Source organism: Microbacterium oleivorans (genome assembly GCF_001644225.1).
Lineage (GTDB): Bacteria > Actinomycetota > Actinomycetes > Actinomycetales > Microbacteriaceae > Microbacterium > Microbacterium gawkjiense.
Genome location: NZ_LSTV01000001.1, coordinates 306715 through 324906, shown reverse-complemented (window position 1 = coordinate 324906; position 18192 = coordinate 306715). Strand labels below are relative to the sequence as shown.

The following is an 18192-nucleotide window of genomic DNA, read 5'->3' as shown; positions in this document are numbered from 1 at the left end:
CCGGGCCGGCCGGAGGGCGGGTGCGATGATGGAGGGACCATGCAGAACCCCTCCGCACCTCCCCCCGTCCTCCGGCCGTCGCACCCCCGTGCCGTGCCACTGCAGGACGTCGCCGCCCACCTCGGCGCGACGACGTCGGGCGACCTCGCGGGGGTGTCCGTCCACGGTGTGACCCTCGCGACCGCCGATCTGCGCGCGGGCGAGCTGTTCGTCGCCGTCCGCGGCGCGCATCGCCACGGGGCGGAGTTCGCTCCCGACGCGATCGCGATGGGCGCCGTCGCCGTGGTGACAGATGCCGACGGCGCGGCGCTCCTGGCGGACGTCCGCGTCCCGGTCCTCGTCGTCGACGACCCCCGGGCGCGCCTGGGCGGACTCGCCGCACTCGTCTACGGGACGGGAGCGGATGCCGACCTCCCGCCGCTCCTGGCCGTCACCGGGACGAACGGCAAGACGAGCGTCACCCACCTCATGGAGGGGATGCTGCACGGTCTCGGCGTCACGACGGGTCTGTCGTCGACGGCGGAGCGCCACATCGCGGGCGAGGTCATCCCGTCACGGCTGACGACCCCCGAAGCATCCGAGATGCACGCCCTGATCGGACGCATGCGCCAGAAGGACGTCCAGGCGATCCTGGTCGAGGTCAGCGCGCAGGCCCTCACCCGGCACCGCGTCGACGGTCTCGTCTTCGACGTCGCCGGGTTCACGAACCTGTCGCACGATCACCTCGACGACTACGCCGACATGACTGAGTACCTCGCCGCCAAGGCGGCCCTGTTCACCCCCGAGCGCGCGCGCCGCGCGGTGGTCTGCGTGGACCAGCCGGCGGGACAGGCGATCGCCGAGCGTGCCGGCATCCCGGTGACGACGGTGCTGACCGCCGCCATCGCGGAGGACCCGACCGCGGCCGCCGACTGGCGCGTCGACCTCGTCGCCGAGACGCCCGAGGGCACGACCTTCACTCTGTCGGGCCCGGCGGGCTCGGTGACCACGACGGTGCCGGTGATCGGTCCGCACATGGCGTCCAACGCGGGCCTCGCGATCGTCATGCTGCTCGAGGCGGGCTGGGAGTGGGACGCGCTGACCGCCCTCATCGGCGACCGCGCCATCGACGCGCGCCTGCCCGGCCGCATCCAGCGGATCTCGGGCGCCGGCGGCCCGGCGCTCTACCTCGACTTCGGCCACTCCCCCGACGCCTTCGCGAAGACCCTCGACGCGGTCCGTCGGGTCACCCCCGGGCGGGTCGTCATGGTGTGCGGGGCCAACGGCGACCGCGACACCACCAAGCGCGCCGACATGGGCGCCGTCGCGGCGCTCGGGAGCGACGTGCTCGTCGTGACCGACCAGCATCCCCGCTCAGAGGATCCCGCTCTCATCCGACGTGCGCTCGTCGACGGGGCGCGCGCGGCGCGACCGGGTGCCGTCATCCACGAGGTCACCCCGCCCGAGGAGGCCATCGCGACGGCGGTCTCGCTGGTCGGCGAGGGCGACGCCATCCTGTGGGCGGGACCGGGCCACCAGCACTACCGCGAGATCCACGGAGTCCGCACGCCGTTCGACGCCGAGGGCGCCGCGACGGACGCCCTGCGACGCGCGGGATGGCCGGTTCCCGCCTGACGTTCGGGAAGGGTCGGGACTCGAGGGAGCCTCAGCCGGCGGCGATGAGCCGGTCCGCGGTGGTCCGCGCCCAGCGCTCGGCGTCAGCGAGGCTCTCGCGCGTCAGCTCCGCGGGCGGCTCATGCGCGTCGACGACGCGCGCGATCGTGTCGACGATGCCCAGGAACGGCAGGGCGCCGTCGTGGAACGCCTCGACGGCCTGCTCGTTGGCGGCGTTGAACACGGCGGGATAGGTGGACCCGGCGACGCCGACCTGCTTCGCCAGCGAGACGCTCGGGAAGGCCGCCGTGTCGAGCGGCTCGAACGTCCACGTCGACGCCGTCGTCCAGTCGAGCGGGGCACCCACCCCCGCGACGCGGCGCGGGTGGTCGAGGGCGAGGGAGATCGGCAGCCGCATGTCGGGCGGCGACGCCTGCGCGATCGTCGACCCGTCGACGAACTCGACCATCGAGTGGACGATCGACTGCGGGTGGACCGTCACGTCGATGCGGTCGTAGGGGACGTCGAACAGAAGGTGCGCCTCGATGACCTCGAGGCCCTTGTTCACGAGGGTGGCCGAGTTCGTCGTGACGACGCGACCCATGTCCCACGTCGGGTGTGCGAGCGCCTCGCGGGGGGTCACCTCCCGCAGCTGCTCGCGGCTGCGCCCGCGGAAGGGGCCGCCGCTGGCGGTCAGGACGAGGCGGCGCACCTCGCCGGCATCGCCCGAGCGCAGGCACTGCGCGATCGCGGAGTGCTCCGAGTCGACCGGGACGATCTGGCCGGGGGCCGCCCGCCGGGTGACGAGCTCGCCGCCGACGATCAGCGACTCCTTGTTCGCGAGCGCGAGCGCCGCGCCCGTCTCGAGCACCGCGAGGGTCGGTCCGAGCCCGACCGATCCGGTGATCCCGTTGACGACGACGTCCGCCTCGACGCTTCGCACGAGCCGTTCGGCGTCGTCGGCCCCGAGCGCCGTGTCGGCGACACGGAACTCCTCCGCCTGACGACGGAGGCCCTCGGCATCCCGCCCCGCTGCGAGACCGACGACGTCGAAGCGGTCGCGGTTCGCGCGGATGACGTCGAGCGCCTGCGTCCCGATCGAGCCCGTCGAACCGAGGATCAGGATGCGTCGCATGCGCTTCACCCTACCCGCGGGGACCGGCTCGGCCGGGCCGCCGTCACTGCGCGGGAGCCGCCGCCGGTGTCTGCGCGCCGAGGATGTCGACGACGAAGACGATCGTCTCGCCCTTCAGGTCGGCCTCGTTGATCTTGCCCTCGCCGTAGCCTTCGGCGGGCGGGATCACGACGAGGACCTGCGACCCGACGGTTTGGCCCTCGAGCGCCTTCTGGAAGCCCTGGACGTAGTTCGTCGTCGGGTAGGCGATGGGCGATCCCTTATCCCACGTGGAGTCGAAGGTCTCGCCGTTCGACCACCGGACGCCGGTGTACTGGATGAGGGCGTAGTCGCCCTTCTGCACCGTGTAGCCGTCGCCCTTCTTGATGGTCGCGACCTCGGTCTGGGTTGGGGGCTCCTCGCCTTCGGGGATCGTGATCTTCGGCGCGCCGTTCTCGGCGAGCTCGACCTTCGGGAAGCCGGCGGGGGCGGCCTGCGGCTCACCCCAGGCCGCGGTGGGCACCGTGCCGAGCAGGTCGAGGACGTAGACCTCGGCCTGCGCCGTGTCACTGGCGGGGAACGCGGCGACGACCCGCTTGCCGACGTGCCCGCATCCGAAGACCTGACCGAGGACCGTGTCGGGCGAGAGCTGCGAGGGCAGGAACTGGCCGGGTTCGTAACCGATCGTGGCGAGCTCTTTCCCATCCTCGGCGCTGTACGCGGTCATCGCGTACGACACGAACTCGCCGGCCTTGACGGCGGGGCCGTCGCCCTCGTCGAGCACCGTCACCTGCAGTTCCTTCGGCTCGAGCGGCGTCGAGAAGGTCGCGGTGGAGGGCGAGCCGACGGCGCCGTCGACCTTGACGGAATCGGATGCCTCGCCCGGCTTCGCGGCAGCGTCGCAGAGATCTGCGGCCGCCGAGCCGGTGGGCGTCGGGGCGGCGGTGTCGGAGGAGCCGCATCCGGTCAGCAGAAGCGCGGTCACGGCGACGGCGGACAGGGCGGCGAAGGGACGAAGACGCACGGAGTAGACCTCACAGAGAAACGGGGAGTGCCTCCATCCTCCCCCACCTTCTTTTGTCCGGGGTGTGAGTCGGCGTTCCGAGCGCCGCGGTGCACCGGGGGCATGTCCTGGCCCGCATGGGTTTGGCAGTACCCTCTTCTGGTGACCGAAGCGCCGATTCCCCCCGAGAACTCCGCCGGGTCATCCGACGACGAACTCGCGCGTGCCGGTGGCCTCTACTACCTCGTGCGCTGGGGCTTCGGCCCGTTGGCACGACTGATCTACCGCCCCCGTATCGAGGGCGTGGGCAACATCCCGCGGTCGGGCCCCATCATCCTCGCGAGCAATCACCTGAGCTTCATCGACTCGTTCGTGCTGCCGCTGTTCGCGCCGCGGCCCGTCTACTTCCTGGCCAAGTCCAGCTACTTCGACGGGTCGGGGATCAAGGGCTGGTTCAGCAACCGCTTCTTCCGCGCCCTCGGCGCCACCCCCGTGCAGCGCGGGGCGGGCCAGGCCGCGCTCGACGCCCTCGACCAGCAGCGCCGCATCCTCGAGTCCGGCAAGGCCATCGCGCTGTACCCCGAGGGCACGCGCTCGCTCGACGGACGCCTGTACAAGGGCCGCACGGGTGTCGCCTTCCTCGCGCTGGAGACGGGCGCGAAGGTCGTGCCGGTGGGGATCGTCGGCACGAACGACGCGATGCCCGTGGGCGCGAAGTGGCCGCGCATGTCGCCGCGGGTGACGATCCGCTACGGCGCGCCGATGGATCTGTCCCACCACGGTCCGGCGTCCTCGGGCCGTGCCCGCCGCCAGGCCACCGACGACATCATGTCGGCGATCCACGCGCTCTCAGGTCAGGAGCTCGCCGGCTCGTACAACGAGGTGCCCGCGCAGAATCCGGTCGAGCGCCTCAAGCAGGTTCTGCCTCACGAACGTCGCTGACGGTCACGACGGCCTCGTGGTGCACGGGGAAGTTCACCGAGTTCGCGATGAAGCACCACTCGCGCGCCTGCCGGTGGGCGGCCTCCGCCGCGGGGACCATCGCGGCATCCGCCACCGTCACCCGCGGATGCAGGGTGACCTCGCGGAAGGAGCCGCCTCCTCTGCCGTCGAGCGTCATCGTCCCCGTCGCGTCGTCCTCGTAGGAGGTCACGACGACGCCCACCGTGACGCAGGCGTGCAGGTACGACAGCAGATGGCACTCCGAGAGGGCGGCGAGCAGCAGGTCCTCGGGGTTCCAGCGGGTCGGGTCGCCGCGGAACGGCTTGTCGGCCGAGGCGAGCAGGTCGGGCTTGCCCTCGACCTGCACGGTGACGGCGCGGTCGTAGTCGCGGTACCCGCTGGTTCCGCTCCCCCGGTCGCCCGTCCAGAGGGTCTTCACTCGATAGTGGTGTTCGTCGTGCACGCGGCCAGTCTCGCACGCGCGGCCGGGGCGGGCGCGGGAGGGCCCCGGGTAGGCTGAACGGGTGCCTGAGACCTTCGCCGTGACGGATGCCGTCGAACTCGCCGTCGTCGAACGCAGCGGTTTCATCGAGTCCCGTCACGCGGGGTCGGCGATCGTGCTCGACCCCGAGGGCGGGGTCGTCTCGGCGCTGGGTGCCGTGGAGGCGCCGATCCTGCCCCGCTCGACCCTGAAGCCGATGCAGGCGCTCGCGAGCGTCTCGGCCGGGGCGACCCTCGAGGGCCCGCACCTCGCCGTCGCGACCGCCAGCCACTCCGGCACGGACCGGCACGTGGCCCTCGTCACCGACATCCTCACCGCCGCCGGTCTCGGTGAGGATGCGCTGCAGTGCCCGCCCGCGTGGCCGGGCGACCCGGCCGCGCGCGACGAGATGACCCGCGAGCTGATCGGGCCGCAGCGCGTGCGGATGAACTGCTCGGGCAAGCACGCGGCGATGCTGCTGGCCTGTCACGCGAGCGGGTGGGACACGACGACCTACCTCGACCCGCAGCATCCGCTGCAGATCCACACCCGTGAGGTCATCGAGCGCCTGACAGGGACGAAGATCACGGCGACGGCGACGGACGGATGCGGCGCCCCGGTGCACGCGATGAGTCTCGCCGCCCTCGCCCGGGCCTTCCACCGCATCGGCGCCTCGTCCGAGAAGTCGCCGTTCGCGCTGCACCGGAGCGCGGGCACCCTGGTCCGTGCCGTCCGGGAGAACCCGTGGGTGATCCAGGGCCCCGGTCAGCCCGACTCGATCGTGACGGAGCGCCTCGGCGTGTTCGCCAAGCACGGTGCCGAGGGCGTCATGGCGATGATCGCTCCGAACGGCACGACCGCCGTGCTGAAGATGCTCGACGGCAGCACCCGGGCAGGCGCCGTGACGGCGCTCACGCTGCTCGTCCGCGCCGGCGCCCTGCAGGCGGCGGACGTGGCGCGCACCCTCGCCGACCTGCCGCTGACGGTGACCGGCGGCGGCAGGGACGTCGGCGTCATCCGTCCCACCGTCTGATCCCGGCAGCCCGCCGCTCAGTCGCGCTCCATCAGGACGCGCCGCACCGGGCGATCGGGCACGTGCCACCAGCCGCGACCCGCACCGGGGACGACGAACGGCGGCAGGTCGCGGGACCCGACGAGAGCGCGGTACTCCGCCGCGCACGCGGCGTCGATGATGAGGTCCGCGTCGGCGCGCGCGTCGGCGAGCAGCCGCCACTGGGCGAGCCAGGCGTCGGGCGGGCCGATCACGACCCCGCCGCGCGTCAGGGACGCCTGCCCGTCGACGGGTGTCACCGGGATTCCCCAGCGTTCCCACTCCGCCGTGAGCCGTCGCAGACGCGCGCCGACGGGTGCGACGACCGCCGCGGGCCGGCGTCCGGGGTGCCAGACGGGCGGCGGATCGCTGACGACGGAGAGGTCGTGGGCGCCGGCGTCGGCGACCTGGACGAGCGTCCGCCCGAGCCGTCCGCGTCCCGGCGGCAGATCCGGCAGGTGGTCGCTCGCGTCGCCGCCGGCGGCAACGTGGTCGGCACGCGTGGCCGTCCCGAGGACGAGACGCCGCGGCACGAGCTCGAGGATCCGGCCGACGCCGCCGCCGACGCGCTGCGTCGTGAGGGCGATCCGGATGCCGCGGGTGCGCGCGCCGCGCAGGGCCTGCTCGAGCGACTCGGCAGCGACGGCGCCGTACTCCCCCGGCAGGGCGGCGAGCATGGCGTCGAGGTCGTCCACGAGCACCGTGGTGCCGCCGGGCACGTGCTCGAGGGTCGTCAGTGCGTCCCACGCCCCCTCGGGATCCCCCGGCACCAGGAGCGTCTCCGTCTGCGCGGCGATCGTGCGGAGCACCCCCGTCCTCCCGCTCCGCGGGCCGCCGACCACCGCGAGCGCCGGCTCGTCCCAGACCACGGCGCGCTGGCGCTGCTGCTCGGGCTCGTCGGCGGTTCCCAGCACGACGACGCCGGCCTGCCGGACCGAGGCGAGCGGGACGCACTCGGGAAGAGCAGGCAACCAGGGGCGTCGCGCGCCCTCACCCTCGTACCTCGCCGCCGCCTCGGCGATCACCGTCGCATCGCACAGAGCCACCCGCACCGGCTGCGGCGACGTGTCGCCGGATCGTCGCACGAGCGCCGTGCCGCGGGCATCCGCTCGTCCCGAGAGCCGCGCGGCGTCGTCGACGCCCAGCACCGCACGGGAGTCGGTCGTATCACCGACCCGCAGCGCGATGCGGAGCGGGGCGTTGGCGAGCACGGCGTCGCGGAAGACGCCGTTCGCGCGCTGCGCCGCGAGGACGAGGTGGATGCCGAGGGCCCGCCCGCGTGCGGCGAGATCACCGAACACGTCATGCAGCAGGGGGTGCGCCGCCACGAGCGCCGCGTACTCGTCGACCACGATGACGAGCCGTCCGAGCCCGTCGCCCGCTTCGTCGACGTCGCGCGCCCCGAGGGACGCGAGGGTGCGCTCCCGGAAGCGGACCTCGGCGCGAAGGCTCTCGATGGCGCGCAGCGTCGTGGCCTCGTCGAGATCGGTGAGGACACCGGTCACGTGCGGCAGCGTTGCCAGATGGTCGAAGGTGCGGCCGCCTTTGAAGTCCACGAGCAGCAGTCCCAACTGAGACGGCGTGTGCGCGGCGCAGAGCGACACGACCCACGACGTGAGCAGCTCGCTCTTGCCCGCCCCGGTCATCCCGATGACCACCGCGTGCGGGCCGTCGGCCACGAGGTCGACCGGCGCCGCCGCTCCGCCCGCGCTGCCGAACGCCGCCGGCAGTGCGCCGCGCCGGGCGGGCGGAGCCTGCCGCAGCGTCTCGCGCAGGGTGAGGACGTCCCCCGCGGTCTGCCCGAGCGCGCGCTCCGCCCGATCGGCGAGGAGGCCGGCCAGGTGCGCCGCCTGCGCCGCCGAGAGCACGTCCACGGTCAGGTCACGGGACCGGCCGTCGAGATCGAGCCGCGCCTTGGTCGGCCCGGTCAGCCGCAGGACCGCCCCGCACCGCGGCGGCGGCGGCGCGCCGTCGGGCACGACGACGATCGGGATGTCGACGTCGCCGCCGACGAGCCCGCCGTCCTCGAGCACCTGCAGCAGCGGCCCGACCGCGGCGGCGCGGTGGGGGGCGGCATCCGCCCACGACGGACCGGCGTCGCTCAGACGCACGCGCCCGGGCGAGAGGCACAGGAGCACCTGCAGTGCGAGCGCGCGCGCCACCGCGGCGGCCAGCGCCGGCGGCCCCACGACGGCGACACCCGTCGTGAGCGGCACGAGGACGGGCACGTCGTCCACCCGCGCCGCGCGCCGGCGGAGCTCCGCCGACGCGTCGTCCCCGTCACCGCCCGTCGTCCGCAGGGCGCTCGCATCCTCTCCCGAGCCGACGACGAGCATGGACTCGCGCTCGGGGACGACCCGCCAGATCGATTCCGGGCGGGCGAGGAAGCGCGGAACGTCGGGATGCGTCGCCCAACGCTGGGCGCGCTCAGCGTCATGGCGGTTGGCCACATCGACTTCCGCCTGCGCCAGCCGACGGCCGAGCGCGGCGGCATCCTTCTTCGCGGTCCGTTTCGAGGTGCGCGCCGCGTCGGCGACCGAGGCGATCGCGATGAGCGGGCCCAGGGCGGCGAACAGCAGTGCGTAGGCCGACCCCGTGACCAACCACAACACGCCCGCACCGACGACCGGAACGACGACGGTCAGGAGCGGGAGGGGCGGGCGCGGTGCCGGCTCGGCACGGCGGGGAAGCGCGAGGGGGTCATCGGGTGCGTAGGTGGACACCGGTCCACTGTGCGCGGCGAGCCACGTCCGGCGACCGGTGCACGGACGTCCTGTGGACGATCCGCGTCAGGGGCGCACTGGTGAGGAGATCTCGACGGTGGCGGTGTCCTCATCGGCCGGGACGTGCCGCGCACTCACGACGATGATGGACACGTTGTCGCGGCCGCCGTTCTCCAGCGCCGCCTCGAGCATCGCGTCGACCGCGGCAGCCGGGTCCTGGTTCTGCAGGAGGAAGTGCAGGATGCCGTAGTCGGTGAGCTCTTTCGTGAGTCCGTCACTGCACACCACGAAGCGGTCGCCGTCGACGACCTCGAGTCGCACGTAGTCGGGCACCACCCCGTCGCTCGGACCGACGGCCCGGGTGATGACGTTGCCGTAGGGGTGGTTCTCGGCCTCCTCCGGGCTGAGACGGCCCGCGGCGATCAGCTCCTGGACGACGGAGTGGTCGGTCGTCACCTGCGCGAGCGCGCCGTCGCGGAGCAGGTACACCCGGGAGTCGCCGATGTTGAGGGTCACCCAGGTCGGCTCGGCGCCGGTGAGGTCGAGGTAGACACCCGTCACCGTCGTGCCGGTGCCGTCGTCGGTCGTCTCGGCGTGCGAGGCGATGTCAGCCACCGCGTGCTCGAGGGCGTCCTCGATCGCCTCCGGCGAGACCGTGCCGCGGTCGACGGCGGCCGAGAGGCGCTCCACCGTGCGCGAGCTGGCGATCTCTCCCCCGATGTGGCCGCCCATCCCGTCGGCGACGACGAAGAGCGGGAACGCCGACAGCACGGCGTCCTGGTTGTTCTCGCGGCGGCGGCCCTGGTGGGTGACCTCGGCCCAGCGCACCTCGATGGGGCCTGCGCCGGAGGGGACGACGCGGGACGAGGTGACGGCTTCGGGCACGCTCCCACCCTTCTTCCTGATCGGTGCAGCGTCCTCACACTCTAGTGGACGTCCTCCCCCGTCATCATGCGGCGCGGGGCGTTGCCCCCGACCCGTTCCCGGCACTACCTTTCGTGTGTGGCAGCGCACGCGCGCTGAACGCCGCGCGCCGCGGCGACGCCGACAGAAGGGCATACCGATGACAGACCCGAACACGCCGCCGCAGGACGGCCCCGCGTCTCCTCCTCCCGCAGGCGCGCCGACCCCTCCGCCGGGACAGAACCCGGGCGGTTACGCTCCGCCGCCGCCCCAGCAGCCCTACGGCCAGCAGCCCAACGGCCAGCAGCCCTACGGCCAGCCGGGCTACGGGCAGCCGGGTTACGGACAGCCGCAGCCGGGCGCCGCCCTCACCCCCGATCAGGACAAGCAGTGGGCGATGTTCGCGCACCTCGGCGGCATCGTCGGCTTCCTGCCCGCCCTCATCATCTGGCTCGTGTTCAAGGATCGCGGTCCCCGCACGAACGTCGAGGGCAAGGAGGCGCTGAACTGGCAGATCACCTTCACGATCGCCCTGATCGTGGCGTACATCGTCTACGCGATCTTCCTCTTCATCCCGTTCCTCGGCTTCATCGGTGGCCTGCTCCCGTTCGCCGTCTGGGTCGCCAATATCGTCTTCTCGATCCTCGGAGCCGTGCGGGTGAACGCCGGGGGCAGCTACCGCTACCCGGTGACCTTCCGGTTCATCTCGTAACGGGCGGCACGACGAGCTCCAGCTCGCCGGCTGCCGATGGGCGCAGGACGATCTCCTCGTCCTGCGCCCATCGCATGAGAGCGTCGGTTCCTGAGACGTCCGGCCGTGAGGTCGCAAGGCGGCGGACGAGCTCGCCCTTGGCGTGCTTGTTGAAGTGGTTCAGGGCGCGGACGGCGCCGTCCGGCCCCTCCGACACGACCCGCACGTAGGCCTGCGGGATCCCGGCGGGCACGGGCCCCAGGGCGACGTACGCCTCCGAGCGCAGGTCGAGGACGAACGAGGGTGAGGATGCCGCGATCGCGGCACCGACGGCATCCGCCCACACTGCCCGCATCGGCGGGAGTCCGGGGACGCGGATGCCGGCTCCCAGACGGTACGCCGGGATCGGATCCAGCGCCCCGACCACGCCGAACGGGGCGGAGTGGATCGCGACGTGGCCCGCCAGCCAGGCACGCGACGCGTCGTCGAGTGTCGCGGCGTCGAGGGCGTCGAAGAGGACCCCGGTATAGCGGTCGACGGCGGGCATCGTCGGGGAGCCGCGGAGCGCGGCGTTGACGGCGACCTCGCCGCGTTGCCGGGCGGAGAGCTTGAGCACGCGGGCCGCGCCCTCCTCGTCGTCGCTGAGCGCGACGAGCGCGTCGATCACCTGCTCGCGCTGCGACGAGAGCGTCGGGTAGGCGGGCGCGTCCGGACGCCAGCGCGGGCCGTCGCCGCCGGGGCGCTTGGTCTCGGACGGGGGCAGCAGGATGAGCACGGCGGCACCTCCGGGGAAAGCGCAGCGCCGCCCGGCGAACCGGACGGCGCTGCGTGGAAAGGGTGTCAGGACTGCAGGGCTGCGTTCCCGGCCACGATGGTGAGCTCGTCATTCTCCATCGAGAGGAAGCCGTCCTCCGCCGTCGCGACGATCTTCTCGCCGTTCGACTGCGTGATCCGGACTTCACCCTCCGCGAGGATGGCGAGGACGGGCTCGTGACCGGACATGAAGCCGATCTCGCCCTCGACCGTCTTGGCCACGACGAGGCTCGCCTCGCCGTGCCAGACCTCCGCCTCAGCGGAGACGAGGGTGACGGTCAGCGCCATGTCAGCCGTTCTCCTTCTGGATCTGCGCCCACTTCTCCTCGACGTCGGAGATGCCACCGACGTTGAAGAAGGCCTGCTCTGCCACGTGGTCGAAGTCACCCTTGACGATCGCGTCGAACGACTCGATGGTCTCCTTGATCGGGACCGTGGAGCCCTCGACACCGGTGAACTTCTTCGCCATGTAGGTGTTCTGCGAGAGGAACTGCTGGATGCGGCGTGCACGCGACACGACGATCTTGTCCTCTTCGGAGAGCTCGTCGACACCGAGGATCGCGATGATCTCCTGCAGTTCCTTGTTCTTCTGCAGGATCTGCTTCACGGCGGTGGCCACGCGGTAGTGGTCCTCACCGATGTAGCGCGGGTCGAGGATGCGGCTGGTCGAGGTCAGCGGGTCGATCGCGGGGTACAGACCCTTCGAGGCGATCTCACGCGAGAGCTCGGTGGTCGCGTCGAGGTGCGCGAAGGTGGTCGCCGGAGCCGGGTCGGTGTAGTCGTCGGCGGGGACGTAGATCGCCTGCAGCGAGGTGATCGAGTGACCGCGGGTCGACGTGATGCGCTCCTGGAGGACACCCATCTCGTCGGCGAGGTTCGGCTGGTACCCCACGGCGGAGGGCATGCGGCCCAGCAGCGTGGAGACCTCGGAACCGGCCTGCGTGAAGCGGAAGATGTTGTCGATGAACAGGAGAACGTCCTGCTTCTGCACGTCGCGGAAGTACTCCGCCATCGTCAGGGCCGACAGGGCGACGCGCAGACGCGTCCCCGGCGGCTCGTCCATCTGGCCGAAGACGAGGGCGGTCTTGTCGAAGACGCCCGCCTCCTCCATCTCACCGATGAGGTCGTTACCCTCACGGGTGCGCTCACCGACACCGGCGAACACCGACACACCACCGTGGTCCTGCGCGACGCGCTGGATCATCTCCTGGATGAGGACGGTCTTGCCGACGCCGGCACCACCAAAGAGGCCGATCTTGCCACCCTGGACGTACGGGGTGAGCAGGTCGATGCTCTTGATGCCGGTCTCGAACATCTCGGTCTTGGACTCGAGCTGGTCGAAGTTCGGCGCCTGGCGGTGGATGCCCCAGCGCTCGGTGACCTCGATGGTCTCGCCCGGAGCGGCGTTCAGGACGTCGCCCGTGACGTTGAAGACCTTGCCCTTGGTGACGTCGCCGACGGGGACCGTGATGGGGCCGCCGGTGTCGCGCACCTCCTGGCCGCGGACCATGCCGTCGGTGGGCTTCAGCGAGATCGCGCGGACGAGGTCGTCACCGAGGTGCTGGGCGACCTCGAGGGTGATCTCGGTCGACTCGCCGTCGATCGTGATGGTGGTCTTGAGGGCGTTGTAGACCTCGGGGATCGAGTCGTGCGGGAACTCGATGTCGACGACCGGGCCGGTGACGCGCGCGACGCGACCGACGACGGGGGTCTCCGTCTTCTCAGCGGTGAGGCTCATGGCTTCTCTTCTTTCGTGTGGTCTATTTGCCCGACGCCAGCGCGTCGGCGCCGCCGACGATCTCGGCGATCTGCTGCGTGATCTCCGCCTGACGCGCGTTGTTGCGCAGGCGGGTGTAGTCGGTGATGAGCTTGTCGGCGTTGTCGCTGGCGGACTTCATCGCCTTCTGCGTGGCGGCCTGCTTCGCGGCGGACGACTGGAGCAGCGCGTTGAACACGCGGCTCTGCACGTACACCGGCAGCAGCGCGTCGAGCACCGTCTCGGCATCCGGTTCGAACTCGTAGAGCGGGTAGACCTGGCTGGATGCCGTGTCCTCCGCCTCGACGACCTCGAGCGGGAGCAGCCGCACGGTCTCCGGCGTCTGCGTCATCATGCTGACGAAACGGTTGTAGACGAGGTTGATCTCGTCGACGCCGCCGTCCGCGCCGCCCTTCTCGTACGCGCCGATCAGCGCGGCCGCGATCTCCTCGGCCGTCGAGAACGCCGGCGTGTCGGTGTCACCGATCCACTCCCCCGCCGTCGCGATGCGACGGAACTGGAAGAAGCCGACGGGCTTGCGACCGATGAGGTAGTACACCGGCTCGCGACCCTCGCTGCGCAGCAGCTCGCCGAGCTGCAGCGCCTCGCGGATCACCTGGGAGTTGAACGCGCCGGCGAGACCGCGGTCCGAGCCGAAGACGACGACGGCGGAGCGTCGGATGTCCTCGCGCTCGGTGGTCAGCGGGTGCTGCACGTTCGAGTGCGTCGCCACGGCGGAGACGGCCCGCGTCACGGCCCGCGCGAAGGGGTTGGACGCGCGCACGCGTGCCATCGCCTTCTGGATGCGCGAAGCCGCGATGAGTTCCATCGCCTTCGTGATCTTCTTGGTCGTCTGAGCAGAAGAGATCTTCTGCTTGTAGACCCTGAGTTGTGCGCCCATTGGTTATGAGTCTCCCGTCGGCGTCAGCCGCGGCGGCCCTTGACGATCTTCTCCTGGTTCACGTCGTCGGCGTCCGCAGCAGCGACCTCTTCGTGACCCGGCGCGCCGAGTGCCTGACCCTTGCCGCCCTGGAACTCGAGGACGAAGGCGTCGACCGCCTTGTCGAGCTCCGCGACGGTGCTGTCGTCGAGGACGTTGGAGTCGCGCAGCGTATCGAGGATCGACGTGTTCCGCTTCAGGTGGTCCAGCAGCTCGCGCTCGAAGCGGAGGACGTCCTCCACCTCGATCGTGTCGAGCTTGCCGTTGGTGCCGGCCCAGATCGAGACGACCTGCTCCTCGACGGGGTACGGCGAGTACTGCGGCTGCTTCAGCAGCTCGGTCAGACGCGCACCGCGGGCGAGCTGACGACGCGACGCGGCGTCGAGGTCGGAGGCGAACATCGCGAACGCCTCGAGCGAGCGGTACTGGGCGAGCTCGAGCTTGAGCGTTCCCGAGACCTTCTTGATCGACTTGACCTGAGCGTCACCACCGACGCGCGAGACCGAGATACCGACGTCGACCGCGGGACGCTGGTTGGCGTTGAAGAGGTCGGACTGCAGGAAGATCTGGCCGTCGGTGATCGAGATCACGTTGGTCGGGATGTACGCCGAGACGTCGTTGGCCTTCGTCTCGATGATGGGCAGACCCGTCATCGATCCCGCACCGAGCTCGTCGGAGAGCTTGGCGCAACGCTCCAGCAGACGCGAGTGCAGGTAGAAGACGTCGCCGGGGTACGCCTCGCGGCCCGGCGGGCGGCGCAGCAGCAGCGACACGGCACGGTAGGCCTCGGCCTGCTTCGACAGGTCGTCGAAGATGATGAGGACGTGCTTGCCCTCGTACATCCAGTGCTGGCCGATGGCCGATCCGGTGTAGGGAGCGAGGTACTTGAAGCCGGCGGGGTCGGATGCCGGCGCCGCGACGATCGTCGTGTACTCCATGGCACCGGCGTCCTCGAGCGCGCCCTTCACCGAAGCGATGGTCGAGCCCTTCTGGCCGATCGCGACGTAGATGCAGCGGACCTGCTTGGTGACGTCGCCCGACTCCCAGTTGGACTTCTGGTTGATGATCGTGTCGATCGCGATCGCCGTCTTGCCGGTCTGGCGGTCGCCGATGATCAGCTGACGCTGACCGCGGCCGACGGGGATCATGGCGTCGATCGCCTTGATGCCGGTCTGCATCGGCTCGTGGACCGACTTGCGCTGCATGACGCCGGGAGCCTGGAGCTCGAGCGCGCGGCGGCCGGTGGTCGCGATCTCGCCGAGGCCGTCGATCGGGTTGCCGAGCGGGTCGACGACGCGGCCGAGGTAGCCCTCGCCGACACCGACCGAGAGGACCTCGCCGGTACGGGTGACCTTCTGACCGGCCTCGATGCCGGCGAAGTCGCCGAGGACGACGACACCGATCTCGTGCTCGTCGAGGTTCTGCGCGAGGCCCTCGACACCGTTCTCGAAGCGGACGAGCTCGTTCGCCATGACGCCGGGCAGGCCCTCGACGTGGGCGATGCCGTCCGCGGCGTCGACGACGGTGCCGACCTCGGTCGCCGCAGCCCCGGTGGGCTCGTAGGCGGCGACGAAGTCTTTCAGCGCGTCACGGATGACGTCGGGGCTGATGGACAGTTCTGCCATGGTCTTCCTTCTTAGTGAGGTCTTGTGGCGGGCACCTGGCCAGCCGGGTCCGCTCCTCGGTGGAGCGGGAAGAGTCAGCCCGCCAGACGCTGGCGGAGGTCGCCCAATCGGGACGAGACGGTGGCGTCGATCACGTCGTCGCCGATCTCGATGCGGATGCCGCCCACGACCTCAGGGTCGATGACGACATTGAGCGAGACCTCGGTGTCGTACCGCGCCGCCAGGGTCTGCCGCAGACGCGCGGTCTGCGCCTCGGTCAGCTCCGCTGCGGCGAACACCGTCGCGACAGCGCGACCGCGCTGCTCGGCGACGACGCGGAGCGCCCAGCTCAGCATCGAACGCACCCGCCGCTCGCGTGGGAGCTGCGCGAGCGAGGAGACGATGATCACCGTCGGCTCGGCGGCGCGGCCGGCGAGCAGCTTCTCGATGAGGGCGCCCTTGGCGGATGCCTCGCCGAGACGGCTGCCGAGCGCGAGTTCCAGCTCGGGGTTGGCCGCGATCGTGCGGGCCACCGAGAACAGTTCGCCCTCGATGTCGGCCTGCGGCGCCGCGATGGCGGCGGCACGGATGCCCGCCTCCTCGATGCCGGTCAGCAGATCGGCGGCCGAGGACCACCGCTCGCTGACGGCGGCGTCGAGGACGGCCACCGTGGCCGGCGCGAACGTGCCGAACACGTTCGCGACGACCTTCTGGCGGCCTTCCGCGGGAACCGACGCATCGGAGAGCGCGCCGCTCAGCTGCGACGAGCCGGCCAGGACGCGCGCCGCGGCGAAGAGCTCGCGGGCGACGTCGAGGTCGACGCCCGGCGCGGCCTGCAGGGCCGACGTCGTCGCCGCGAGGGCCTGAGTGGTCGCGCTGCCCATTACTTGGCCGCCTTCTCGGATGCTTCGAGGTCGGCGAGGAAGCGGTCGACCACGGCCTGGGCCTTGGCGTCGTCCGACAGGGTCTCACCGATCACGCCGCCGGCGAGGTCGAGGGCGAGGGTGCCCACCTCGCTGCGGAGGGAGACGAGCGCGCTCTGACGCTCAGCCTCGATCTGGGAGTGCGCGGCGGCGGTCAGACGTGCCGCCTCAGCGGTGGCATTGTCCTTGGCCTCGGTGACGATCTTCTTGCCGTCCTCGCGGGCGGCCTCACGGATCTCACCGGCCTCCTTGCGAGCCTCGGCCAGCTGGGCCGTGTACTCCTCGAGGGCGGCTTCCGCCTTGCGCTGCGCCTCGTCGGCCTTGGCGATGTTGCCCTCGATGGCGGCAGCGCGCTGGTCGAGCAGAGCCTGCATCTTCGGAAGTGCGACCTTCCAGAAGACGAAGAGGATCACGACGAAGCAGACGCCCGACCAGATGATGTCGTACCACTCGGGAATGAGCGGGTTGTGAGACTCGCCCTCTTCCGCGGCGTACGTGACAAGAGCGTTCAGCATCCTGTCTCCTTAGGAATCTGTTCGGGGATCAGACGAAGATGAAGTAGGTCGCGATGCCGATGAAGGCGAGCGCCTCGGTGAAGGCGATACCGATGAACATCAGGACCTGCAGGCGACCGGCCAGCTCGGGCTGACGAGCCACCCCCTCGATCGTCTTGCCCACGACGATGCCCACGCCGATGGCGGGACCGATGGCGGCGAGGCCGTAGCCCATCGTCGCGACGTTGCCCTCGAGGGCGGCGAGAACCGTAGTTGCGTCCACGGAGGTGTTTCCTTTCGGTTGGATGGTTCGGCGTGCGCCGGACCGCTTAGTGCTCTTCTGCCACCGCGAGCTGGATGTAGACCGCGGTGAGGATGGCGAAGACGTAGGCCTGGAGGAAGGCGACGAAGATCTCGAACAGCGTGAAGGCGAACCCGAACGCGAGCGTGCCCGCGGCCAGGGCGGAGAACCAGCCGCCCACGGTGAAGAGGAAGAAGTGCGTCGCCGCGAAGAACAGGACCAGCATGAGGTGGCCGACGATCATGTTCATCAGGAGACGGAGCGTCAGCGTGACGGGTCGGATGATGAAGGTCGAGAGGAACTCGAGGGGGATGATCAGGATGTAGAGGAACCACGGCAGCCCGGGAGGCATCAGGGAGTTCCGGAAGAAGTTCCCCGGGCTCGCCTTGATGCCCGCGTAGATGAAGGTCGCGTACGCGACGAGGGCCAGCAGCAGCGGAACGGCGACGATCGACGAGCCCGCGATGTTCAGGAACGGGATGACACCCGTGATGTTCATGAACAGCACCATGAAGAAGATCGTGGTGAGGATCGGCAGGAACCGACGGCCGTCCTTCTTGCCCAGAAGGTCCTCCGCGATGTTGACGCGGACGAAGTCCAGCCCCATCTCGACGACGCTCTGGAAGCGGCCGGGGACGACCGTCATGCGGCGGGTGCCGAGCCAGAAGATGAGGACGATGGCGATCGTCGAGAGGATCTGGATCAGGTGGATCCGGTTGATCTCGAGGGCGCCGATCTGGAAGACCGCATCGGGGAAGAACTCCGAGATGGACGGTCCATGGAACTCGCCAGGGGCATCTTCGGCGGCAGTAGCGATCAGGGTCGCAGCTTGAGTAAACAGCGCTGGCTCCAGCTTCGGG

General features: G+C 70.8%; 18 protein-coding genes. 4 read left to right on the top strand and 14 right to left on the bottom strand.

All coding sequences use genetic code 11. The features are described 5' to 3' along the window. Nucleotides 1-39: 39 nt before the first annotated feature. Nucleotides 40-1614, top strand: coding sequence for a Mur ligase family protein (locus AYL44_RS01500; RefSeq protein WP_064001497.1), 1575 nt, complete (start codon nt 40-42; stop codon nt 1612-1614). A gap of 31 nt (nt 1615-1645) precedes the next feature. Here the strand turns inward: AYL44_RS01500 and AYL44_RS01495 are convergent, their stop codons facing one another. Then, nucleotides 1646-2728, bottom strand: coding sequence for a 1-deoxy-D-xylulose-5-phosphate reductoisomerase (locus tag AYL44_RS01495; RefSeq protein ID WP_064001496.1), 1083 nt, complete (start codon nt 2726-2728; stop codon nt 1646-1648). Between the two features lie 43 nt (nt 2729-2771). Next, nucleotides 2772-3731: an FKBP-type peptidyl-prolyl cis-trans isomerase gene (locus AYL44_RS01490; RefSeq protein ID WP_064001495.1), complete on the bottom strand. Its 960-nt coding sequence runs from the start codon at nt 3729-3731 to the stop codon at nt 2772-2774. Between the two features lie 141 nt (nt 3732-3872). Between AYL44_RS01490 and AYL44_RS01485 the strand changes: the two genes are divergently transcribed. Next, complete coding sequence (locus AYL44_RS01485; protein WP_064001494.1) at nt 3873-4652, top strand: lysophospholipid acyltransferase family protein; 780 nt, start codon at nt 3873-3875, stop codon at nt 4650-4652. Here AYL44_RS01485 and AYL44_RS01480 read toward each other — a convergent pair. After that, nucleotides 4621-5115 carry an OsmC family protein gene (locus AYL44_RS01480; protein WP_064001493.1) on the bottom strand — a complete coding sequence of 165 codons (495 nt, stop codon included), beginning with the start codon at nt 5113-5115 and terminating at the stop codon, nt 4621-4623. The two genes, AYL44_RS01485 and AYL44_RS01480, sit on opposite strands and share 32 nt — an antisense overlap. 61 nt (nt 5116-5176) lie before the next feature. Between AYL44_RS01480 and AYL44_RS01475 the strand changes: the two genes are divergently transcribed. Continuing rightward, nucleotides 5177-6166, top strand: coding sequence for an asparaginase (locus AYL44_RS01475; RefSeq protein WP_064001492.1), 990 nt, complete (start codon nt 5177-5179; stop codon nt 6164-6166). Between the two features lie 17 nt (nt 6167-6183). On the opposite strand, the gene AYL44_RS01470 is transcribed toward AYL44_RS01475, so the two are convergent. Both AYL44_RS01470 and AYL44_RS01465 read right to left on the bottom strand, forming a co-directional pair. Further along, nucleotides 6184-8907 carry an FtsK/SpoIIIE domain-containing protein gene (locus AYL44_RS01470; RefSeq protein ID WP_064001491.1) on the bottom strand — a complete coding sequence of 908 codons (2724 nt, stop codon included), beginning with the start codon at nt 8905-8907 and terminating at the stop codon, nt 6184-6186. Nucleotides 8908-8973: 66 nt separating this feature from the next. Further along, nucleotides 8974-9792 carry a PP2C family protein-serine/threonine phosphatase gene (locus AYL44_RS01465; protein WP_064001490.1) on the bottom strand — a complete coding sequence of 273 codons (819 nt, stop codon included), beginning with the start codon at nt 9790-9792 and terminating at the stop codon, nt 8974-8976. A gap of 178 nt (nt 9793-9970) precedes the next feature. On the opposite strand from AYL44_RS01465, the gene AYL44_RS01460 reads away from it, so the two are divergent. Then, nucleotides 9971-10522 (top strand): DUF4870 domain-containing protein, encoded by a 552-nt coding sequence (locus AYL44_RS01460; protein ID WP_064001489.1) that lies wholly within the window; start codon nt 9971-9973, stop codon nt 10520-10522. Here AYL44_RS01460 and AYL44_RS01455 read toward each other — a convergent pair. The 9 genes from AYL44_RS01455 to atpB form a co-directional block, all read right to left on the bottom strand. Then, nucleotides 10512-11276, bottom strand: a complete 765-nt coding sequence (locus tag AYL44_RS01455) for a YaaA family protein (protein WP_064001488.1) — start codon at nt 11274-11276, stop codon at nt 10512-10514. The genes AYL44_RS01460 and AYL44_RS01455 overlap by 11 nt on opposite strands. A 65-nt stretch (nt 11277-11341) precedes the next feature. Beyond that, the gene (locus AYL44_RS01450; RefSeq protein WP_064001487.1) at nt 11342-11602 is read right to left on the bottom strand and encodes a F0F1 ATP synthase subunit epsilon; all 261 of its coding nucleotides are present in this window, start codon (nt 11600-11602) and stop codon (nt 11342-11344) included. A gap of 1 nt (nt 11603) precedes the next feature. Next, entirely contained in the window at nt 11604-13052 is a 1449-nt protein-coding gene (gene atpD, locus AYL44_RS01445; RefSeq protein ID WP_064001486.1) for a F0F1 ATP synthase subunit beta, read from the bottom strand. A gap of 22 nt (nt 13053-13074) precedes the next feature. After that, complete coding sequence (locus AYL44_RS01440; RefSeq protein WP_064001485.1) at nt 13075-13971, bottom strand: F0F1 ATP synthase subunit gamma; 897 nt, start codon at nt 13969-13971, stop codon at nt 13075-13077. A gap of 23 nt (nt 13972-13994) precedes the next feature. After that, complete coding sequence (atpA, locus tag AYL44_RS01435) at nt 13995-15635, bottom strand: F0F1 ATP synthase subunit alpha (protein ID WP_064001484.1); 1641 nt, start codon at nt 15633-15635, stop codon at nt 13995-13997. Between the two features lie 74 nt (nt 15636-15709). Next, nucleotides 15710-16498: a F0F1 ATP synthase subunit delta gene (locus tag AYL44_RS01430; RefSeq protein ID WP_064001483.1), complete on the bottom strand. Its 789-nt coding sequence runs from the start codon at nt 16496-16498 to the stop codon at nt 15710-15712. Beyond that, entirely contained in the window at nt 16498-17052 is a 555-nt protein-coding gene (locus AYL44_RS01425; protein ID WP_064001482.1) for a F0F1 ATP synthase subunit B, read from the bottom strand. Before AYL44_RS01425 ends, AYL44_RS01430 begins: the two co-directional genes overlap by 1 nt. 28 nt (nt 17053-17080) lie before the next feature. Continuing rightward, a complete protein-coding gene (gene atpE / locus AYL44_RS01420; protein WP_064001481.1) occupies nt 17081-17314 on the bottom strand; it encodes an ATP synthase F0 subunit C in 234 nt (77 codons plus the stop codon). A gap of 46 nt (nt 17315-17360) precedes the next feature. Continuing rightward, the gene (gene atpB / locus AYL44_RS01415; protein ID WP_231872742.1) at nt 17361-18152 is read right to left on the bottom strand and encodes a F0F1 ATP synthase subunit A; all 792 of its coding nucleotides are present in this window, start codon (nt 18150-18152) and stop codon (nt 17361-17363) included. Nucleotides 18153-18192: the final 40 nt, after the last annotated feature.